The sequence below is a fragment of the Sphingobacterium rhinopitheci genome (assembly GCF_022627575.1).
Lineage (GTDB): Bacteria > Bacteroidota > Bacteroidia > Sphingobacteriales > Sphingobacteriaceae > Sphingobacterium > Sphingobacterium rhinopitheci.
Genome location: NZ_JADEYQ010000003.1, coordinates 130,104 through 150,037 on the forward strand (window position 1 = coordinate 130,104; position 19,934 = coordinate 150,037).

The window sequence follows — 19,934 nt, forward strand, 5'->3', positions numbered from 1 at the left end:
ATTATCTCGCTACGTATTAAAATGAAACATTAAGACCAAATACATACTTACGTACAGCTGGATAAACACCAGGACCTGTAGAGTTCAAAATAGCACCTCCATCACTTACCGGAATTTCTGGATCTACACCAGAATAGTTTGTCCATATAAACAAGTTTTCACCAGAAAAGAATAAACGTAGATTTTTAACTTTATACTTCGTCAGGTCAAAAGTATAACCAAAAGTCAATGAACGTAATCTCAAGAAGTCGCTATTCTCAATATATCGGGAAGAAGCAGAATTTCCTTTATCTTGATTATTATATTTAGCAATAGGATGTGTTGCTATGTCACCCGGTTTTTCCCATCTTGACCAACCATCTTGCAATTTCATTTGATTTCTATCGGTATAGGTACCATCAGAATCATATTCTTGACGTGCATAATTATAAATTTGCCCCCCTATTGAGTAACCAAACATAGCAGAAAGGTCGAATTTCTTGTAACTCAAACTAGTATTGATTCCACCAAATAAATCAGCCGAAGCTTTACCCATTTTCTCTTGAGTTGCTTGCGCATAATTCGATGTGGTTTCACGCGCTGTTTCATTACCTGCTGCATCTCTTGTTACCTTGTACCACATTGGAGCACCTGTGTCTACATTGACACCTGCCCACTCTGGAAGATAGTATGTATCTACTGGCAAACCAACTTGTAAAATACGATTTGCAGAACCCGCAATTCCTAATGCATCGCCAACAATCACAGGACGTGACACATAAGAACCATCAGCTTGCTTAGTTTTGTATATATCTGTCAATTTATTAACATTGTGACCCAGATTTATATCTACACTCCACAACCAGTCTTGATTTCTAACAACATCAGCCCCCAAAGTAAGCTCAATACCTTTGTTATTCATTTTTCCAATATTTTTCCAAACAGATGTCACACCCGTTAAGCCAGAAATAGGAACTTGGAAGAGAATATTTTTAGTATTTTTATTATAATAATCAAAATTAACACGAAGGCGATTATTTAAGAATGCAGCATCTAAACCGATATCTGAAGTTGCTGTTTGTTCCCAAGTTAAATTTTGATTACCGATCTGACTTATCAATGCGCCTGGAGAGGTATTGTAACTCGCCGCTGTGGAAACAGAATACAAATCAAATTGTGGATATAAAGCACTTGGTCTATTACCCACTGTACCATATGAAGCTCTTAACTTCAGATTATTTACCCAATCAAATTGAAACCAATCTTCTTTGAAAATATTCCATCCTCCACTGAAAGAATAGAAACTACCGGATTTCTTACCAAAATTTGAAGCTTCATCGCGACGGAAAGATCCTTGAACTAAATACTTCTCATCGTATGAGTATTCGGCATTTGATAAATAAGACTGTGTAGCCCATTCGCTAATTCCACCTTTAGTACGCTCTGGCAACGCTACTACATCTAATACCTCAAATCCAGGAATAAAACCTGTTCCATATACATCTAAAGTTTTGTTCCAATAGTCATTAAATTCATAAGCTACAATACCATTTACAGCATGCTTGCCCCAGTTTTTCTTAAATCGTAAGATTTGGTTGGTATAACGACGAGAATATTCCGAACGATAATCACTCAATCTTCCCTCCACACTAATACCTCCATTTGATCGAGGATCAGTATAACCACTAGCTGTATATGTATTATATCTATAACTATTGACAGAAGAAAAAGTTAACCAATCAGTCAATCGAATATCAAAATCCATATTACCACTGAATTCATAGTTAAAGTTTTCACTATGATCCCATTGCAAGTCATACAGGTAATTGGTATTTTGAGCATTGACCCATCCACTATAACGGTGAGGTACTAAACTACCATCTTCATTATACGGGCTATCCCAAGGCAAATTAGAATACATCGCTGTAGTCGAATATTGTCTATCATCAACAGCTCTACGTGAACCATAAATCATCGGCTTTACGGTCAACCATTCAAATGGCTTGTATACTGTATTCAAGCGGAAATTATAACGATCATAATTGTAACCTTTAACCGCTCCAACTTCATCATAATAACCCAAAGACATGAAAGATTGTAGTTTTTCTGTCCCTCCTTGTAAGGAAACATTATGATTTTGTACAAAACCTGTCTTTGTAGCTAATTTCCACCAATCAAAATTACTATCTCTTAAATCCGTATTCCAACGTGAAAACTTAATTTCATTAGCATTTGCAAAAGATGCATAGTAATCATACAACTCCGCGCCATTCATCACTTCTAGATTTCCATTATTAAGACTATTGAAACCCATTCGTGTCGAAAAATTCAAAGTCATAGCTCTTGCAGAAGGGCGCTTTGTAGTAACCACTACTACACCATTAGCTCCTTGGGAACCATATATGGATGTAGATGCTGCATCTTTCAATACCGTTAGATTTTCGATATCATCTGGATTGATCTCCCCTGGATTAGAGCCTACAATTACACCATCAATTACCCATAATGGATTGGTTGTACCATTAATAGAAGCTTGTCCACGGATTACTACCCCACCTTTAGAGCCCGGTCTGCCTGCTCCGGGTGATACATACACACCAGCGGCTTTACCATTAAGCATGTTCTCAACGGATGGTGTAGTGACATCGCGCAGTTTAGAACCACTTACAGACTGCACAGCACCTGTTAAACTTTCTTTTTTCTGTTGAATACCATAACCAACAACAACAACTTCCTCTAATGCCTCATTCGATTCAGTCAATGTTACATTCATTACCGACGAAGAAACAACTTTTTCTAATTTATCATAACCGACAATACTAAAAACAAGCGTTTGACCATTGGCTGCTTTAATTGAGAAGGCGCCTTTCGAATCTGTAGAGCTCGAAATTGAAGGATTTTCTTTTACGGTAATCGTAACTCCACCAATAGGGCCATCGGAACCAATAACATTTCCTGAAATTAAATTTTGATTTAAGACATTAACTTCCCTAGCCATATTCTCATAGGCATAAGAAAAATTAGGAGCAACCAGACCTAATAGAAGGGCTATTGCTAAAGGAGAGGTTTTGCCCAAAGTATAGGCCTTGGTATCTCTTTTTATCATATGTAATTTAGTTTTAAGCGATTTAGCCTTTAGTTGATTACAGCTACATCGCCGTAATATTACTTTAAAAAAATCTAAAATTAAAATTAGTTACATATGAAACTATTCGATTTATTATAACCTATTAATATGCAGTTAATTATATTTTAACAATAGTTTAACAATAATTGCAAAAAAAACTATTGTTGTAACAATTATTTCTATAGACACAAAAAAAAGCCTCACACAAAAGTGTAAGGCTTAATTTTTAGTAGCGGGAACCAGACTCGAACTGATGACCTTCGGGTTATGAGCCCGACGAGCTACCACTGCTCCATCCCGCATTATATTTTAAAAAGCTAAGCGGCACTTAGCTTTATTTTAGTAGCGGGGACCAGACTCGAACTGATGACCTTCGGGTTATGAGCCCGACGAGCTACCACTGCTCCACCCCGCATTGTATTTTGAAAAGCTAAGCCTCGCGCTTAGCTTTATTTTAGTAGCGGGAACCAGACTCGAACTGATGACCTTCGGGTTATGAGCCCGACGAGCTACCACTGCTCCATCCCGCATTGTATTTTTAAAAAGCTAATCGGCACATAGCTTTATTTTAGTAGCGGGGACCAGACTCGAACTGATGACCTTCGGGTTATGAGCCCGACGAGCTACCACTGCTCCACCCCGCATTGTATTTTTATAAAGCTAAGCCTCGCGCTTAGCTTTATTTTAGTAGCGGGAACCAGACTCGAACTGATGACCTTCGGGTTATGAGCCCGACGAGCTACCACTGCTCCATCCCGCATTATATTTTATATGTCAAAATCTTTGTTTTAATACTAAAATCAAAGATTATTTACTTCCTTAATTGGAGCACAAAGATATTATTTGTTTCTTTGTAAAACAAATAAAAAGGAAAATAATGTCGCACAAAGCAGGATTCGTAAGTATCATAGGTAAGCCCAATGCAGGTAAGTCTACGCTAATGAATGCTTTAGTCGGTGAAAAAATGTCAATCATCACCCCTAAAGCACAAACAACTCGCCATCGTATTATGGGTATTGTCAATGATGAAGATCATCAAATTGTATTTTCAGACACTCCTGGAGTCATTGTTCCTAAATATTCTTTACAAGAATCGATGATGAATTTTGTCCAAGGTTCTTTAGTAGATGCTGATATTATTCTATTTGTTACAGACATCAATGAGAAGCATGATGAGAATGATGTTATAGAGAAATTATTAAACACTACCGCAAAAGTAGCTGTGTTAATCAACAAAATTGACAAATCATCAGAAGAAGAGGTATTTGCAAAAATTGAATATTGGAAAGAAAAGCTTAATCCAGAGGCTATTTTTGCTATGTCCGCATTATTAGGATACAATGTACCTCCTGTAATGGATTACATTAAAGAGCGCTTGCCGATTCACCCTGCTTATTATGAAAAAGATGAGTTAACGGATAAATCTATGCGCTTCTTTGCTTCGGAAATGATTCGTGAGAAGATTTTCAAATTATACGACAAGGAAATTCCATATAGTGCTGAAGTAATAGTGACATCGTACAAAGAAGAGCCTAACATCACGAAGATAGCAGCAGAAATCATTGTTGAGCGTGACTCACAAAAGAATATTTTGATTGGCAAAGCGGGATCTATGATCAAGAAAGTAGGAACATATGCACGCCAAGATATTGAGGAATTTATTGGTGGAAAAGTATTTTTAGAGCTTTTTGTGAAAGTCATTCCTGATTGGCGTTCCAAAAAGAACCACTTAAAAAGATTTGGTTACGAAGATTAACTATAACCTGATTAAGTCTTTAAAGAAATGAGGGCATCCCCATAAAGGTTGCCCTCATTTCTTTATAAAATATAGTCTATCAACAAAACATTTATTGAAAACAAGTTGTTTTCAACAATAAACTTAAGAATGATTCATAGCTACCTCCTAATTGCTATCAGTGTAATATTCACGGTCATGATGTTGGTTCTTTTAGGTCAAAAACTTAAAATTGCCTACCCTATATTTTTGGTTATCGCAGGTCTTATTATTAGCATGATTCCTAATATGCCACATATAAAAATTGATCCTGACTTTATATTTTTAATATTCTTACCGCCAATTTTATTTGAAGCCGCTTGGTTTACGTCATGGAAAGATTTCCATCATTACAAGAGACAAATATTTTCGTTAGCCTTTGGTTTAGTATTCTTTACGTCTATCGTAATCGCTTATTTTTCCAATTATTTTATAGCAGGAGCGACATTAGCATTAGGTTTTTTAATCGGGGGCATCAATTCTCCTCCAGATGCTGTTGCGGCGACATCAGTTCTAAAAAATCTAAAAATCCCAAAAAAAATAACGAGTATTTTAGAAGGGGAAAGCCTTATTAATGATGCCTCCAGTTTGATTGTTTTCAAATTTGCGCTTGCAGCTATTGTCACTTCAAATTTTGTGTTTCAAGATGCTGTGGAAGAATTCTTCAAAATGGCAATCGGTGGTATTGGCATAGGTTTAGTGATAGGATTGGGCTCCGGGTACCTATTGCGTTGGATTCCCTCAAACACTAATGTAGATACAGTAATCACTATATTGGTCCCTTACTTTGTGTATATCAGCGCGGAATATTTCGATTTTTCGGGAGTACTGGCCGTCGTAGCATCAGGCCTGATGATGTCCTATAACATACGCTACCTAACACACGCTACACGTATTCAAGCAACGAATATTTGGTCTGTATTGATCTTCTTAATAAATGCTTTCATTTTTATCCTGATAGGCCTTGAGCTGTCTACGATTACCGCAAACATGCCTACACATACGCTGTATCATGGCATCAAATATGGCGTTATACTAAGTATATTATTGTTGACTGTTCGCATTGTGTACTGTTTTTTCACGGCATTTGCACCTTGGTATCTATCTAAAAAGCGAAAAATCGTTGAACAAAAACCGAATTGGAAAGATTCTCTTGTCATAAGTATGGCAGGAATGCGCGGTGTCGTATCATTGGCAGCAGCACTTTCTATCCCTACATTAATAGAAAATGGAGCACCATTTCCACATCGCAATTTTATATTATTCATCACATTCGTTACCATATTGATCACTTTAGTAGGCCAAGGATTACTATTACCATTGATCTTAAAACTATTAAAATATGAAAACAACAACAGTAACCTTACACTTGAAAAGCAAGAAATAGAAATCCTTACCCAGCTAAAACAAAGTTCGTTAAGCACCATTCAACAATACATGACAGATACCGACAATCCTAAAGATTATATCAGGTACTATCATAAAAAATTAGAAAATGAACTTACATTATGGGGGCATAAAAAAGAATGGACAACATCCACAGAAGTATTTATGCACAATAAAAAAGAGAATAAAAAGATTACTTTACTGTTGATTCATCAGGAACGCAAATTATTAAATCAATTAAAAAAAGATAAAAAATACGACGATGAGCTGTTACGTAAAATAGGGAGACAACTGGATTATAATGAAATACAAATAACAGGATTTGAGTAATTCATCAGCTATCAACATGCCCATACTAACTCTTTTCTTCTTGAAAATAAGTACGCAGCGCTTGTATCTGCTTCAGATTTAACACTGTTTTTAGCTCTTCATCAGATAGCGCTTTTATGCGCTTAACAGACTTGAAGGTGGTCAACAATTTTTCGACGGTTACTTTTCCAATGCCAGGAATATTATCTAAATCCGAAACGAAAGTCTTCCTACTTCGCTGGTTACGGTGAAAAGTAATACCAAAGCGATGCGCCTCATCACGTAGGTGTTGGATAACTTTCAATGTCTCTGACTTTTTATCCAAATATAATGGATACTGATCTCCAGGATAGAATAATTCCTCTAATCGCTTAGCAATACCGATCACCGTTAGCTTCCGCTCTATACCTAATAGCCTTAGGCTTTTCAATGCAGCCCCTAACTGCCCTTTACCGCCATCAATAACAATCAACTGTGGTAATTCCTCCCCTTCATCCAACAATCGCTTATAACGACGATAAACAGCTTCTTCCATCGTTGCAAAATCATTAGGTCCTTCTACAGTCTTTACATTGAAATGCCTATAATCTTTTTTGGATGGTTTTCCATCTTTAAATACGACGATCGCAGAAACAGGAAAACTACCTTGGATATTGGAGTTATCAAAACATTCGATATGCCTTGGTAAGGTATTGAGACGAAGGTCCTTTTGCATTTGTAGAAGCAGACGCTCTGTCTTTACTTCTGGGTTCAATTTTTCGTAATGCAATAGCCTTTCCTTTTTGAAGTAAGCGACATTCTTCAACGAGAGATCCAATAGCTTGCGCTTATCACCCAATTTAGGGACATTTAATTTGACTTCTTCCGGCAGGCCCTCAATTTCAAGTGAGAAAGGCACAATAATTTCCCTAGAAACACTCTTGTAACGATTTCTAATCTCAGGGATAGCTATTGCAAGCAATTGCGCTTCGGATTCATCAAGACGTTTTTTCATTTCGAGCGTCTGAGTTTGGATCACGACACCATTCATGACCTTGAGGAAATTGACAAAAGCGTAAGATTCGTCAGATGCAATACTGAAGACATCCAGATTCGTGATAGAAGAGCTTACGACCGTGGATTTACTTTGATAATTATCCAATTTATCCAATTTGCCCTTCAATAGGTGCGCCTCTTCAAAATTCAACTTACCTATAGCTTCATTAAGTTGTTCCTTTATCTTGTTGGTTACGACAGAAATCTTTCCATTCAAGATATCTTTAATATCTTCTAAATTTTGATCGTATTTCTCTCGTGATTGCAATCCTTCGCAGGGACCATTACAATTACCAATTTGATACTCTAAGCATGTTTTGTATTTGCCCTTGGCAATATTATCTTGGGACAAGTTTAAAGCACAAGTGCGCAGCGGGAACAATTCACGTATGGTATCTAATACCACATGCATCATCCCTACGGAGGCATAAGGCCCAAAATATTTGGAGCCATCTTTGATATATCGGCGAGTCCAAAATACACGCGGAAAAGGTTCGTTTTTAATCACAATCCAAGGATATGTCTTATCATCCTTAAGCATTACATTGTACCGAGGTTTGTGCTTTTTGATTAGATTATTTTCCAATAACCAAGCATCAATCTCTGTGTCCACAATAGTGAAAGCAATGCGTTGAATCTTACGAACAAGAACACGTGTCTTTGAATTAAGCTGATTTTCATTGACAAAGTAAGAAGAAACCCTATTTTTAAGATCCTTTGCTTTACCAACATAAATCAATACGTCATCCTTATCAAAATATTGATATACTCCCGGCTTATGCGGAATCCTTTTTAACTCTTCTTTGTAATCGAAAATAGCCATAAAATAAATCGGACAGCAAATTACAAAAATAGGCTGTCCGAATGATCTAAATATTGTAAAAGGTACTAAAAACCTAATCTTTCTTCTTGTTCCGTTTGAATTGTTGGCTGCTGCGACTCCGTCGAATACCCTTCATATTCGCCTACATATTGCGAACAATCCATCTCTCTTGTCATTCCTCCTGGAGGCTTAGGGAAATCATCTTTCGAATAATGAAGTGATTTATCATCGTAAACTTTACGCATATATAATCCAAATATAGGTAAAGCTGCTGCTGCACCTTGCCCGTACTGCATATTACTAAAACTTATCCCTCTATCTTCAGCACCAGTCCAAACCCCAGTTACCAATTGTGGTGTAACACCAATAAACCAAGCGTCGGAGTTGTCATTCGTTGTACCTGTCTTGCCACCAATTGGATTCGTCAAGCCACCATACTCTTTGCGACGTAAACGTGAGGCAGTACCGCCATCCACTACGCCTTTCAGCATATCCACCATTATATAGGCAGACTCACTGTTTAGCACCTTCTTAACCTCAGGTGTACGCTCGTAAACAATAGCGCCATTTTTGTCTTCGATACGAAGTATCATCGTAGGCTCTACCCAAGTACCATGATTTACGAATGCAGAATAAGCGCCTACCATATCAAAAACAGAAGCATCATATGCTCCTAAAGCGATAGAAGGGTAATTAGGCACATCTGAAGTAATACCCATCTTGCGTGTCAATTCAGCAACATTGGCAGCACCGACTTCATTGATAACAAAGGCTGTAGCAAAGTTTTGCGAATATTTCAATGCATTCTTTAATGTAATTGGGCTACCACCTTGTGTGGTACCACGCGGCGTCCAGTCGCCATAAGTTTGCTGAAAATTAGGTACTGTATAACAAGGAGAATAAAAATTATCTATCGCCACGGCATAGGTAAACGGCTTAGCTGTAGAACCTACCTGACGTGTCCCTTGTTTTACCTGATCATACTTATAATGTTCAAAATTGACCCCACCAACCCATGCTTTCACATGACCTGTTTGCGGTTCCATTGACATCACAGCATTACGAAGGATTAATTTATTATATTTAATCGAATCTAATGGCGTCATTAATGTATCAATGTTTCCTTTCCAAGTGAATATTTCCATTTTCACCTTAGTATTAAAAACTTTCTTAATATCCTCCTCCGAAGCACCATCTTCTTTCATCTGTATATAACGATCTGAACGCTTCATTCCAGACTCTAGCAATTTCTTTCTATCTGCAGTAGCAAAAGCATTTTTATTGCGCCATTGCTTGTTAAATTCACGCTGCAAGACCATCATCCATTCTTTCTGCGCCTCCTCAGCATACTTCTGCATATTATAATTGATGGGTGTATAGATTTTTAATCCATCCCTATCCAAATCATACGGCGTACCATCAGGCTTGGTAATAGCGAGACGTTTGAATTCTTTTTTTATTTCATCTTTCAATGAAGCTCTAAAGTATGCGGCCAATCCTTCACCGTAAGTAGAAATATTTAATTTTAATCCTATCGGTTCGTTCTTTGCTTTTTCATATGCTGCGTCCGTCAAGAAATCAGCATCACGCATATTTAACAATACTTGGTTACGTCTTGTTAATGATTTCTCTTCATTGCGTACTGGTGAATATAAGGTAGGTCCTTTTAACATCCCTACAAGAATCGCCGCTTGTTCAGCGGTCAATTTATCAGGTGTTGTACTAAAGAAAGTCTTTGCTGCTGATTTTATACCGAATGTATTTTTATACCCAAAATCTACCGTATTAAAATACATCATTATAATTTCATTTTTGGTATAATTTCTTTCCAAACGAACTGCTGTAATCCATTCTTGCAACTTTTGCATAATCCGTTTGATAGGATTACGTTCACGTTTCTCGGAGAATAAATTTAGTGCTAACTGCTGTGTAATAGTACTCCCACCTTGTTTATTTCCTGTCAAAGTATGAAACACACTTGTTAATGTACGTGAATAATCGATACCGGAGTGATCATAAAAGCGCTTATCTTCAGTAGAAACTAATGCTTCGATCAAAAATGGTGATAGCTCACTATATTTTACATTGGATCTATTTTGTAAGTAATAAGTTCCTAAGACCGTATTATTATCGGTTAGAATCTCCGACGCAAGATTACTTTTAGGATTTTCTAAATCTGCAAAACTAGGAAGTTCTCCAAATAGCCCCAATCGAACACTCGTCAAAATCAGTGTTACAAGCACTACTGTTCCAATCAAAATAGACCAAAAAACACGTGTATAACGACTGATATCTTCTGATGTAAGTTTATTTTTTTTTGACTCTCTCTTCATTATTGAATACTCGAATTCTATATTGTTCTTTATTTATCAATAAACTCTAAGCTATTATTCACTCAGAAGTCTATCTTTTTCAATCACAAAGGTATTATAAATAATTTGAGGTATATTCATTATTCTATGGATAGAATAAAAAAATCTCTTTTATATGATATAATACGGTGCGAAGTTCCGAAAAGTATCAACAAAAATCAATTGATTTCTATCTTTTATTTATTTTTAAGTATCTTATTTTTAACAAAAAAGAAAACATCCAACTACTAAAACTCTATAATCATAAAGAAGTACCACAACCAAAGGACAAAAACAAATTTAACAAAAACACTATTTTCTTTTCATAACAAAATAAGGAATCCACAATTAGTGAATTATACAGATTAAAGGAACAAAATGAATTTCAAAAACTAAATAAATAACTTTTACTTACATTTGAATGTCAAATTTAAGGTATGCAAAATAAAAAGTCCTCGGGACTATTCTTCATATTTATAACTGTCGTAATAGATGTTATAGGTTTAGGTATAATTATTCCAGTAATGCCTAAATTAATTCAAGAATTAACTGGAGGTGATTTAAGCGAAGCTTCGCGCTATGGTGGATGGCTTGTTTTTACATATGCAATTACACAATTTGTTTTTGCTTCCGTACTGGGTAATCTAAGTGATAAATATGGTCGAAGACCTGTTTTATTAATCTCCTTGATTGGTTTTAGCCTTAATTATCTATTAATGGGAATTGCACCTACCATTGCTTGGTTATTTGTAGGTAGGTTCATTGCTGGCATAACAGGAGCCAGTTATACTGTTGCAGCGGCCTACATAGCTGACATAAGTACGCCGGAAAAAAAAGCACAAAATTTTGGCTTATTGGGCGCTGCATTTGGCTTGGGTTTTATAATAGGCCCTGTACTAGGTGGCCTTTTGGGCCATTTTGGAGCCAGAGTACCTTTCTATGCTGCTGGAGTACTATGTTTCGTCAACTTTCTGTATGGTTATTTTATTGTTCCAGAATCGCTAAAGCCAGAATTACGCCGTCCATTTGAATGGAAATCGGCTAATCCTATTGGAGCTTTTATACACATCAAATCACACCCTATCATATTGCCGCTTATAGCGTGTATATTCCTGATCAATATGGCTTCTCATTCTGTTCAAAGTACATGGTCATATTATACATTAGAAAAATTTGGTTGGGATGAGAAAATGGTTGGTCTATCCTTGGGATTTATCGGTACATTACTGATGATCGTACAGGCAGGATTAATTCGAGTGATAATACCAAAAATAGGAACAGGCAAAGCTATAATAGCTGGAATAGTTATCTATATGATTACTTTTCCACTCTATGGTTTGGCTACTGCGAGTTGGATGCTATATGCCATAAGTGTGCCTTATGTACTAGCAGGTATTACTGGCCCAGCACTACAAAGTCATATTTCAAATTTAGTTCCCCAAGATGAACAAGGGCGGATACAAGGTGGCATAACATCAGTTATCTCGCTCACTGCGATATTAGGACCTATAATAATGACAAATCTGTTTTCTCATTTTTCAAAAAAAACAGATTTGTCATTATATTTTCCAGGCGCACCATTTATATTTGCTGGCATGTTAGCTACAGTAGCCTTGTTTATAATCATAAATTATTTCCGTAAGAAATAATTATTTTTGTATTAAACAAACAGCATAAGCGACTACTCCTTCTTCTCTACCTACAAACCCCATAGTTTCATTGGTGGTAGCTTTTATAGAGATATCATCGATATCGATATTTGCTGCTTCGGCAATTTTCTCCTTCATTGCAGCAATGTAAGGTTTGATCTTTGGTGCCTCAAGACACAGCATTGCATCAATATTCCCCAAAGTCCATCCTTTTTGGGCAACTAAACGAACACATTCTTTTAGCAGCAATAAACTACTAATCCCTTTCCATTTATCATCTGTATTTGGGAAATGATAACCAATATCTTCCAAATTAGCTGCTCCCAATATAGCGTCACAAATAGCATGTACCAATACATCTGCGTCTGAATGACCAAAAGCGCCAGAATGATGTTCTAGAGTAACTCCACCTAAAACAAATGGATGCCCTTCTTTCATTTGATGAACATCAAAACCAAATCCTACCTTAATTTTCATGAATATATAATATTGAAATACGAACAAAGATGCAATTTATTACTCAATCTTGGCTATTTGGCAATTTTAACAAACAATAGCGATAATAAATTGTTTTATAAAAAAAATATATTTAATATTAAATAAATAATTATTAGATTTAAACATTATTGGACGCAATAGCTAATTATAAATATGAAATATTTAAGATGTCTCTTTATTTATGCATTTATTCTCTCAATAGCACCCCTCCTATTACTTTCGTGTAAAAGTAAAAGCAAACGTAATGGTGTTTCTGATAAAACAGGTGTGAGTTACAATGATCCATATAATGGTGGACTACAAATAAACCGAAAGATAAGGTCATCTGCAGGACCAGGTTTGATCGCTGTTGAAGGTGGTACTTTCGTAATGGGGGGTAGTTTGAATCAAGATTTAAACTATGATTATGACAATGTGAAAAGACGAGTAACCGTCGCTTCATTCTATATTGATGAGACGGAGGTTTCTAATGCCGATTGGTTAGAGTACCTACATTGGATATCACAAAATTATCCTGCTCAAAGTAGAGTGTATTACGATGCATTGCCAGATACATTAGTTTGGCGTAGCCCATTATCATACAACGAGCCTTACGTAAATTTCTATTTAAGACACCCTGCCTTTCAAGATTATCCCGTTGTAGGTGTGAGTTGGGATCAAGCGAACACTTATTGTGAGTGGCGTACAGATCGTGTCAACGAACATATATTAAGACAACAAGGAGTACTTATAGACTATAAAACGCTAAATGACCAAAAAGGCCAACAGAACCAAGCATTTAATACAGATCTATACCTAAATGGTCAAATCAAAGGAGCGGGAATCGATGGAAAAAATATGCCCAATGACAATCGAATAGGTACCGAAAAAGGTGCTAAACGAACCGTACGTATGGAAGATGGTATACTAAAACAACCCTACCGCTTACCAACGGAAGCAGAATGGGAATATGCCGCACTTGGATTAATAGGTAATTCTTGGGAAGGAACCGTTGAATATGGTAAAACATATCCTTGGAATGGTTTGGGTGTAAGAGATGGCACCAAAAGAAATCAAGGTAAGATGTTAGCTAATTTCAAAATCAATAGTGGTAACAATAGAGGTGTTGCCGGCGATCTAAATGAAGGAGGTGATATTACTGTATCTGTTAAAAGTTATATACCCAATGATATAGGCCTATACAATATGGCAGGGAATGTAAATGAATGGGTATCTGATGTATATCGTCAACTATCATATGAAGATTTTGATGATTTCAACCCCTATCGTGGGCATGTATTTATGAATAATAAATATGAAAATACAGAAACACGAGAATTAGCGAAAAGCGAAGATGGGAAAACCATTAAAATCCCTGCTATCTCTGGTCGAAAACAAACATGGGAGCAATTACAAGCGGCACAAAATACAGACCCTAACAGTACCACTTATCAATATGACGTAAGAGGCCATAATGATGAAACGAACAAGGAGTTATATGGAAAAACATCTTTGGTAAATGACAAATCAAGGGTATATAAAGGCGGATCATGGAATGATAGAGCTTACTGGTTAAATCCGGCGACACGACGACATATGCAACAAGATCAGTCGGATGCAATGACAGGATTTCGTTGTGCGATGACTATGGTAGGAAATGACTTTGGCCCAAGGAGATAAACTAATGGTGATTGCATTTATACCGATCAGCATTATTATTATTGTTCAATAGGCTTTTGCTATAATCATTACCCAAGTGGGGTAAACTAACTTATTCCATGAGAATCCTATTCACCCTGTAGGGTGTATTACAATTTTATTGTTTTTAAAAACCCTATAAAATACCGCTTTGAATAATTATTAGCGATTTATAGTTAATTTATCTGTAATATAATCTTTTAATAATTACCTTGATTTACTAGGTATTTTGACACATAGTACGTGCCCATGGGATATACTAAACCATCTAGAAATCGTTGTTCATGCATATGTCTTAAAGCGCTCAATACAGCCTTTCGATCCTTCATCAACAAACGATCAATATGATTATCTTGATAAATTTTATCTACTGAATTTTTGGGGTCATAGACCAATTGAATTAAATAATCGGATGGTTTTCTTTCCAAGATACCATAGACGGCTTCGTTACTAATTGCCAAACCGGCAATAATATTAGTTTCAGTGCATTCTACAGCAATGGTATTTACGCTATCTTGACTCGCCTGGAAAAGATAAATTTGATTCCATAACCTACCATATAATATTGCAGGATAATGTTTAAATTTATAAGTACCCCAAAAAGAAAATAGTGAATCTCTAAGGCTTTGAGAGCCGCCAAGTATATATAACAATTTGGAATAATGGCTATTGTCAAAGACAATACTAAACCGCAATACACTGTCTGGTATCAACTCCCTATTCTGAGTAAGGTACTTCGCCAACATCGTGTTGAAATTACGCATACCACCATGAAATTCACCATACGTACCCATATTAGGAAATGAGACAGTAGTGTCTATACTAATTTTCCAACTATCGGCAAAAGATAGTATCAAGGTATCTACAATAGGTACAGAGAAAACAGCTACTTCATATGCCATAGAATCCGCTATAACCGGACTCCCCTTTGCCAATTTTACTATCTGCTCCTTCAGCAAACAATTTAAATCTTTCGGGTAAAAGGAAACAGAATCTGCTAATTTCTTTATTACAAACCGATTGTCAACCTCTATTTTATGCCTATTGATAAAAGATTCAATCTTTATCAAAAACTGATTATACTCATTTCTTGATGAAGATTGAGCCAACAAATTCCCCTCTATACATAAAGCCATTAGTAGCAATAAATATTTTACCATATCCTAAAGATGCTAAAGTAAAAATGTTTCCACAAAAAAAGCCCAACTTTACAGTTGAGCTTTCTAATACTATATTCCTACAAAGAATTAAGCTTGAGGAGCATCCGTTACTGGAGCTGCAGGCTTATCATCCTTTTTAGGTTTGTCTTCACGTGGAGGACGAGGCAATAAAGCTTTACGAGAAAGTTTCATTTTACCTTGTTTATCTACATCTAACAATTTAACAGTTACCATATCACCTTCTTTGAATACACCGTCCATCGTTTCAAGACGAGTCCAGTCAATTTCAGAGATATGTAATAAACCATCTTTACCTGGCATGATCTCTACGAAAGCACCGAAAGCCATGATAGACTTCACTTTACCTTCATATGTTTCACCAATTTCTGGTTTTGCTACGATATTTTTGATACGTGTAGTTGCATCATCGATAGCTTGTTTGTTATCAGCAAAGATCTGAACGATACCTTTACCATCAACCTCTTCGATAGAGATTGTAGCGCCAGTTTCACGTTGCATTTCTTGAATGATTTTACCACCGGGTCCGATTACAGCACCAATAAATTCTTTCTCGATAGTCAATTGAATGATACGAGGAGCATGCGGTTTGTAATCTTCACGAGGAGCAGCGATAGTTTTCTTCATCTCACCTAAGATGTGTAAACGTGCTTCTTTAGCTTGATCTAATGCTTGCGTCAATACTTCCCATTTAAGACCATTGATCTTTAAGTCCATTTGACAAGCAACGATACCTTTCTCCGTACCTGTCACCTTGAAGTCCATATCACCTAAGTGATCTTCATCACCTAAGATATCGGATAAGATAGCGTATTTACCTGATTTCTCATCTGTGATCAATCCCATTGCGATACCTGATACTGGAGCATTCAATTTAATACCTGCATCCAATAATGCTAATGTACCCGCACATACTGTTGCCATAGATGAAGAACCGTTAGATTCTAAGATATCAGACACAATACGGATAGTATAAGGGTTTTCTGCGTCAGCAGGCAATACTTTCTTCAATGAACGCATTGCTAAGTTACCGTGACCAATTTCACGACGACCAGCACCTCTATTAGGTCTTACTTCACCTGTTGAGAAACCTGGGAAGTTGTAGTGTAATATAAATTTGTTGTAACCGTTGATGAAAGCACCATCGATCATTTGCTCATCATCTTTAGCACCTAAAGTAACTGAAGTCAATGATTGTGTTTCACCACGTGTAAATACTGCCGAACCGTGTGCTGCAGGTAAATAATCTACCTCAGACCAGATAGGGCGTACAGTACGCGCATTACGACCATCTAAACGAATTCCTTCATCCAATACCAAGTTACGTACCGCATCGTACTGTACATCATGGTAATATTTTTTTAATAAGAATTTCTTTTCTTCTGTTAATTCTTCTTCATCGAATTTAGCAAAGAACTCAGCGCCTATTTCAGCGAATTTCTCTGTACGTTCGTGTTTTGTAGAACCAGATTTTGCGATAGCATATACTTTATCATATGTAGCAGCAAATACTTCCGCTCTCAACGTTTCATCAGAAGGCTCATGACAGAACTCACGTTTGGTCTCTGCACCTACTAATTTAGCTAATTCTAATTGAGCAGCTACTTGTTTTTTGATAGCCTCATGTGCAAAAGCAATCGCTTCTACCATTTCTGTTTCAGAGATTTCATCTGATTCACCTTCTACCATTACGATATCTTGTGCCGAACCCGCAACGATAAACTCTAAAGTAGCTCTTTCTAATTGTGACAACAATGGATTAATGATTAATTCACCATCAATCTTTGCAACACGTACTTCAGAAATAGGACCATTGAAAGGGATGTCAGATACCGCGATAGCAGCTGAAGCCGCTAAACCAGCTAATGCATCTGGCATAATATCTTTATCAGCAGAGATCAAAGAGATCATTACTTGTGTATCTGCGTGATATGTTTCAGGGAATAATGGACGTAAAGCTCTATCTACTAAACGACAGATTAATACTTCGTAATCTGATAATCTAGCTTCACGGCGTAAAAAACCACCTGGAATACGGCCTGTAGCTGCGTATTTCTCTTGGTAATCTACTGACAAAGGCAAGAAGTCAACACCAGCTTTAGCTTCTCTATTCGAAACTACTGTTGCTAACAACATAGTGTCACCTTGTTTTAATACTACAGAACCATCAGCTTGTTTGGCTAATTTACCTGTAGACAACTCGATAGGCGCTTGGCCATGGCCCATCTCGATGCTTACTTTTTTTTCGTTATAACTCATTCTGTTTTAATTGTGATGCACTTTCCTCTTTATTAATACGATGCACCGAATTTTATGACTTAAAATTTTTCAAAACAAAGATAATCAATTTTTATAGTAAATATTCTTACTAAACAAAAAAAGCCACCCAAAAATGGATGGCTTTCTTTATTTTTCTAAAAGCTTATTTGATGATATCACGTAAACCTAGACCTTTGATGATCGCACGGTAACGGTTGATATCTTTTTTGTGCAGATAAGCTAATAATGAACGACGTTTACCTACTAACATTTGTAGCGAACGTTGTGTGTTAAAATCTTTTCTGTTTTTTTTCAAATGCTCTGTTAAGTGAGCAATTCTTTTAGTGAATAAAGCTACTTGTCCTTCTGCAGAACCAGTGTTTGAAGCAGTACCTGCAAATTCTGCGAAGATATCAGCTTTGTATTCTTTACTTAAATACATTCTTGAATAATATTAAAGTGATAAAAATTATTAATTAAGTGCAAAGGTAATGATTAAAATATCTAATATCAAATTTTAATCTTGTTGATACTATAGCGTATATAATGCTATATACGCTATAGTAAAAACATTATACTTTTACATATATTCCTTTTTTGTCCATATAATAACCTACCAACCACATCAACAGCATGTAAGAAAGGGCATAAACCAACGAGCCCATTTCTGGAGGACCAGGTACTGCAGAACAAATATTATTATAAAACCATGAAAATGCTGTCGTATATAACTGTTGACCATCCGCACCTATTCCATTCGGAATACGGAATAAGCCTACAAAACGAATAAGCACAGCACTCAATACATAAATAAATAAGGGGTTTTTACCAAATACATCAAAGAATTTTGTTAACCAATTTCGTACCCCTTGTACTTCGATATACCAGATCATAGTACCTATCGTAAGTATCCCTAAGCCTACCGTATATAATACATAAGAACTCGTCCATATCTTTTTGTTAATAGGGAAGCCTAACGACCAAGTCCAACCTAAAACCAATAAAATAAAACCTGTAACAAATAAGCCTGAGACCAATTTGAAATGAGGCTCATTAGAAGTAGGAACTTTTGTCCAAAGCCAATTCACCTGCCCTTGATTACGGATAAAAACACCTGTCAGATAACCGAAAACGACCTGTACAATAGCTGGTAACGTACTAGCTAAACCTTCAGGTTCAAATGGTACACCTTCACCTTTATACATATGGGCAACACCAATAATTTTCTTATCAATATCATTACCAAACCATCCCAGCATACTGTAAGGATCTTCGCCTCCTAAGAAATAACACATTCCCCAATAAGCAAATAGTATACCAGCCGAAGCCCAAATAATAGTTTTAGGTTTCAAATAAAAAGCCATTATTGAGGCAAAGAAATAAGCTATCGCAATGCGCTGTAGTACCCCCAATATACGTATTCCTTGCTCTGGATTGTCGGGACTAACCCAATGACGGAAAACTAGCTCCTCACCTTGCCACTTGACAAAAGGCCACCACATAATAAACAAACCTATCAAAAAGATCAGAATGGTTCTTTTAATCACTTTCCGCCAAAATATAGCAGCTCCAGCCTCTTGTAATCGTGGCATTACAAATGCCATAGCATTACCTACAGCGAACAAGAAAAATGGGAAGACCAAATCCGTTGGCGTTACACCATGCCATGGAGCATGTCCTAGCGGAGCAAAAATAGTATTCCATGATCCGGGATTATTCACCATAATCATAAATGCTACTGTCGCGCCTCTAAAAACATCTAAAGAATAATAGCGTTGTTGTTTCATATTTAGATAATTTTTGCGAATATATTAATTATAGTTGTAATATATATTAATAAAAAAAGCTTAAACAAAACCCATCTTATTAAATATTTTAAAAAGTATTTG

12 protein-coding genes and 5 tRNA genes are annotated in these 19,934 nt (G+C 36.4%); 4 read left to right on the top strand and 13 right to left on the bottom strand.

Annotation, left to right across the window (positions count from 1 at the left end; translation table 11 throughout):
• Window positions 1-16 precede the first annotated feature (16 nt).
• From IP023_RS05415 to IP023_RS05440, 6 genes are all read right to left on the bottom strand, one after another.
• Complete coding sequence (locus tag IP023_RS05415) at window positions 17-3,085, bottom strand: SusC/RagA family TonB-linked outer membrane protein (RefSeq protein ID WP_241789246.1); 3,069 nt, start codon at window positions 3,083-3,085, stop codon at window positions 17-19.
• A gap of 251 nt (window positions 3,086-3,336) precedes the next feature.
• A tRNA-Met gene (locus IP023_RS05420) sits at window positions 3,337-3,408 on the bottom strand.
• Window positions 3,409-3,449: 41 nt separating this feature from the next.
• A tRNA-Met gene (locus IP023_RS05425) sits at window positions 3,450-3,521 on the bottom strand.
• Window positions 3,522-3,564: 43 nt separating this feature from the next.
• Window positions 3,565-3,636: transfer RNA gene (locus IP023_RS05430), tRNA-Met, on the bottom strand.
• 42 nt (window positions 3,637-3,678) lie between these two features.
• Window positions 3,679-3,750: transfer RNA gene (locus IP023_RS05435), tRNA-Met, on the bottom strand.
• Between the two features lie 44 nt (window positions 3,751-3,794).
• Window positions 3,795-3,866, bottom strand: a tRNA-Met gene (locus IP023_RS05440).
• A gap of 117 nt (window positions 3,867-3,983) precedes the next feature.
• Between IP023_RS05440 and era the strand changes: the two genes are divergently transcribed.
• Window positions 3,984-4,862: a GTPase Era gene (gene era / locus IP023_RS05445; protein WP_241789247.1), complete on the top strand. Its 879-nt coding sequence runs from the start codon at window positions 3,984-3,986 to the stop codon at window positions 4,860-4,862.
• Between the two features lie 129 nt (window positions 4,863-4,991).
• A complete protein-coding gene (locus tag IP023_RS05450; protein ID WP_241789248.1) occupies window positions 4,992-6,596 on the top strand; it encodes a Na+/H+ antiporter in 1,605 nt (534 codons plus the stop codon).
• A 25-nt stretch (window positions 6,597-6,621) separates the two neighbouring features.
• On the opposite strand, the gene uvrC is transcribed toward IP023_RS05450, so the two are convergent.
• Together uvrC and IP023_RS05460 are read right to left on the bottom strand one after the other, a co-directional pair.
• The gene (gene uvrC, locus IP023_RS05455; protein WP_241789249.1) at window positions 6,622-8,433 is read right to left on the bottom strand and encodes an excinuclease ABC subunit UvrC; all 1,812 of its coding nucleotides are present in this window, start codon (window positions 8,431-8,433) and stop codon (window positions 6,622-6,624) included.
• A 65-nt stretch (window positions 8,434-8,498) separates the two neighbouring features.
• On the bottom strand, window positions 8,499-10,766 hold the full coding sequence (locus IP023_RS05460; RefSeq protein WP_241789250.1) for a transglycosylase domain-containing protein: 2,268 nt from the start codon (window positions 10,764-10,766) through the stop codon (window positions 8,499-8,501).
• Window positions 10,767-11,221: 455 nt separating this feature from the next.
• On the opposite strand from IP023_RS05460, the gene IP023_RS05465 reads away from it, so the two are divergent.
• Entirely contained in the window at window positions 11,222-12,433 is a 1,212-nt protein-coding gene (locus tag IP023_RS05465; RefSeq protein WP_241789251.1) for a TCR/Tet family MFS transporter, read from the top strand.
• On the opposite strand, the gene ispF is transcribed toward IP023_RS05465, so the two are convergent.
• Window positions 12,434-12,910, bottom strand: a complete 477-nt coding sequence (ispF, locus tag IP023_RS05470; protein WP_241789252.1) for a 2-C-methyl-D-erythritol 2,4-cyclodiphosphate synthase — start codon at window positions 12,908-12,910, stop codon at window positions 12,434-12,436.
• A gap of 174 nt (window positions 12,911-13,084) precedes the next feature.
• Here ispF and IP023_RS05475 point away from each other — a divergent pair, with 174 nt between their 5' ends.
• On the top strand, window positions 13,085-14,590 hold the full coding sequence (locus tag IP023_RS05475; RefSeq protein WP_241789253.1) for an SUMF1/EgtB/PvdO family nonheme iron enzyme: 1,506 nt from the start codon (window positions 13,085-13,087) through the stop codon (window positions 14,588-14,590).
• Window positions 14,591-14,808: 218 nt separating this feature from the next.
• Here the strand turns inward: IP023_RS05475 and IP023_RS05480 are convergent, their stop codons facing one another.
• The 4 genes from IP023_RS05480 to IP023_RS05495 form a co-directional block, all read right to left on the bottom strand.
• Window positions 14,809-15,768 carry a hypothetical protein gene (locus IP023_RS05480; protein ID WP_241789254.1) on the bottom strand — a complete coding sequence of 320 codons (960 nt, stop codon included), beginning with the start codon at window positions 15,766-15,768 and terminating at the stop codon, window positions 14,809-14,811.
• Between the two features lie 87 nt (window positions 15,769-15,855).
• Complete coding sequence (pnp, locus tag IP023_RS05485) at window positions 15,856-18,045, bottom strand: polyribonucleotide nucleotidyltransferase (protein WP_241789255.1); 2,190 nt, start codon at window positions 18,043-18,045, stop codon at window positions 15,856-15,858.
• A gap of 163 nt (window positions 18,046-18,208) precedes the next feature.
• Window positions 18,209-18,487, bottom strand: a complete 279-nt coding sequence (gene rpsO, locus IP023_RS05490; RefSeq protein ID WP_241789256.1) for a 30S ribosomal protein S15 — start codon at window positions 18,485-18,487, stop codon at window positions 18,209-18,211.
• A 130-nt stretch (window positions 18,488-18,617) separates the two neighbouring features.
• Window positions 18,618-19,832: an acyltransferase family protein gene (locus IP023_RS05495; RefSeq protein WP_241789257.1), complete on the bottom strand. Its 1,215-nt coding sequence runs from the start codon at window positions 19,830-19,832 to the stop codon at window positions 18,618-18,620.
• Between the last annotated feature and the right edge of the window lie 102 nt (window positions 19,833-19,934).